2 protein-coding genes are annotated in these 3,069 nt (G+C 77.8%); both read right to left on the minus strand.

Features of this window, described 5'->3' with window-relative positions; translation table 11 throughout:
* Positions 1 to 2,116: selenocysteine-specific translation elongation factor (selB, locus tag AB0H81_RS44370; RefSeq protein WP_358388426.1), on the minus strand; the 2,116-nt coding region annotated here is incomplete at its 3' end.
* A partial coding sequence (selA, locus tag AB0H81_RS44375; protein ID WP_358388429.1) for an L-seryl-tRNA(Sec) selenium transferase occupies positions 2,113 to 3,069 on the minus strand: 957 nt, incomplete at its 5' end. The genes selA and selB, both read right to left, overlap by 4 nt.

Here is a 3,069-nt window from a genome sequence, read left to right on the forward strand (position 1 = left end):
GGAGCAGCACGACCCCTTCGCCGACGCGCAGCAGCGCGCCGGCCCGCACGGCCGCGGCCAGCTCGCGCCCGCCCAGCCCCAGCTCGGCCAGCCGGGCGGCCTCGGGCGCCTGGAAGGGATGCGCCGCCAGCTCCCGCCTCAGCCGCTCGACCGCCCCCGCCACGGGAGCCGGCAGCCCCGCCGGCCCGGCGGCGATCCGGCCCGCGGCGAGTGTGAGGGGCGGCCGTACGAGCGCGACGACCAGCCGGCGATCGGGCAGGCCCAGCTCGTGACGGGCCGCCTCGACGGGCATGCCGGGCTCCAGGGGGTTGTCGAGGGCGTACCGCCGCACGACGTCCATGAGCCGGCGCGCGCACTCATCCCACAGGTGAGGGTCGGCGTACCAGTCCCCGCACACGGGCCTTGGCGCCGTCTCAGGTTGCGGCGCCGTCCCCGGTTGCGGCGCCCTCGGAGACTGAGGGGCCGTCACGGGCTCCGGGGGCTTCACTGGCTTAGAGGCCCTCACGGGCTCAAGGTGCCTCACGGGCTGAGGCGCGCTCGCGGGTCCGGGGGCCTCCACTGGGCACGGGCCCTCCGCTGGGTGAGGTGCCTTCGCAATGCGGGGACCTCCCTCGCGTCGGGGGACCTCCGCGGGTCGGGGTGACTTCGCGGGTCGGGGCGCAGTCGTGGGGCCGGACGGCTCCGCAGCGGCCCGCGCGGGGCCGGACGGGTCGGAGGCGGGTTGCGCGGGTGGCTCGACGCCCATGGCGCGAAGGTCGGCGGCGCGCAGCAGCCCGTGCACACGCAAGGCGAACGCCACGCCCGGCACGCCACCGGACACGTCGCCCCCCGGCGCGGCCTCCCCCTGGAGGGGCGCCTCCCGGAGAGGAGCCTCCCGTAGAGCCGCCTCCCGTAGAGCCGCCTCCCGGAGAGGAGCCTCCCGGAGGGGTGCCTCCCGGAGGGGTGCCTCCCGGAGGGGCGTGCGAGGGAGGGCCGTTGCCGCAAGGGGTGGCTTCAGGAAGGGGGTCTCGCGGAGGGCTGTCTCCAGGAGGGCGGCTCGTCGCCGGGCGGCGCCTCTGCGGCGCAGCGGCGCGGGACGTACGTCGAGGACGGTCGCGCCCGCGAGCACCCGCACCTCGGCCCGGTCGCGCCCCGGGTCGCGGCCGGGGTCGCGCAGGAGCAGAACGTCGCCGAGGTGGAGCGGCAACGGCCGGGCCAGCCTCAGCCGCGCGAAGGGCCCGTCGAGGGGCCGCACCTCGCAGACGACCGCCGCCGACCCCACGTGCACGGTCAGCCGCCCGGGCAACCGCCCGATCGGGCCGCCCACCGGGGAGACCCGTACGTCCACCAGGTCCGTGTACGTCCACCGGCCCGGCGTGACCAGCGCCTGACCCCGTTCTGGAACGGCGTGGCCGCGCAGGTTCACCGCCACCCTGGCGACCGCGGGCACCGTCTCCCTCGGCTCCTTCAGCGACTCCAGCGCCCTGACCCGCACCGGCTCCCCGGCCAGCAGCAGCTCGTCGCCCACCGCGACCGTGCCGGCGGGCAGCGTCCCGGTCACGACCGTGCCGCTGCCCGTCACGCTGAACGCACGATCCACCCACAGCCGTACCGGGGCGGACGGGTCCGGCGGCGGCAGCGCGGCCACCATCCGATCGAGCGCCGCCCGCAACCCGTCGAGTCCCTGGCCCGTGCGCCCGCTGACGGCGACGGTCTCGGCCCCGCCCAGACCGGCCTCGCGCAGCCGGTCCCGGGCCCGCTCGGCGGCCGGCTCGGGGTCGACGAGGTCCGCCCGGGTCACCGCGAGCACGCCGTGCCGTACCCCCAGGGCCTTCAGCGCGACCAGGTGTTCCTCGGACTGCGGCATCCACCCCTCGTCGGCCGCCACCACGAACATCACGGCCGGCACCGGTCCTACCCCCGCCAGCATCGTGGCCAGGAACCGTTCGTGGCCCGGCACGTCCACGAACGCGAGGCGCTCCCCCGAGGGCAGGACCGTCCAGGCGTAGCCGAGCTCGATCGTGAGGCCGCGCCGCCGCTCCTCCTCCAGCCGGTCGGGCTCCATGCCGGTGAGCGCCCGTACGAGGGTGGACTTGCCGTGATCGACGTGACCCGCGGTGGCGACCACGTGCGTCATCCCGTCCTCCCCTCCCTCACGGGTGTGGCGGATGCGAGGGCGAGCACGGCCCGTGCGAGGTCGTCGTCCCGTGCGGGCGGGACCGCGCGCAGGTCCAGCAGCAGGCGGCCGCCCTCCACCCGGCCGACGACCGGCGGGTCCCCCGTCCGCAGCGGGGCCGCGAGCCGCTCCGGCAGGCTCACCGCGGCGCTCGGCAGGGTGACGCCGGGCGCGCCCCCGCCGCCGACGGCCGCGGCGCTCGGCACCGCCCGGGCGTCCGCCCCCGCGGCGGCCAGCCGGGACGCCAGGGCCGCGGCGCGTTCCGCCAGCGCCGCCGGATCGGCCCGCAGCGCCTCGACGACCGGCGGCACCGGACCGCGCAGCGTCGCCTCCAGCGCGGCGAGCGTCAGCTTGCCGACGCGCAGGGCGCGGGCGAGCGGGTGCCGCCGGCAGCGTTCCACCAGGTCGGCGCGGCCGAGCAGGAGCCCCGCCTGCGGCCCGCCGAGCAGCTTGTCGCCGCTCGCGGTCACCAGGCCGGCGCCCGCCCTGAGCATGCCGGCGGCGTCGGGCTCGGCGGGCAGCAGCGGCTCCCGGGTGAGCAGCCCGGAGCCGATGTCGACGACGACGGGCACGCCGAGCCCGGTCAGCTCGGACACCTCGGCCGAGCCGGTGAAGCCCTCGATCCGGTAGTTCGACGGGTGGATCTTGAGCACGAACCCCGTCTCCGGGCCCACCGCGCCGGCGTAGTCGCGGGCCGTGGTGCGGTTGGTGGTGCCGACCTCGCGCAGCCTCGCCCCGGTGGAGACGAGCAGGTCGGGGATACGGAAGCCGTCGCCGATCTCCACCAGCTCGCCCCTGCTGACCACGATCTCGCGTCCGGCGGCCAGGGCCGTGGCCGCCAGGACGAGCGCGGCGGCGTTGTTGTTGACGACGTGGACGTCCGCGGCCTCCGGCACCGCGGCGGCGAGCGCCGC

Origin of the sequence: Nonomuraea sp. NPDC050691, assembly GCF_040654455.1 — a bacterium.
GTDB lineage: Bacteria > Actinomycetota > Actinomycetes > Streptosporangiales > Streptosporangiaceae > Nonomuraea.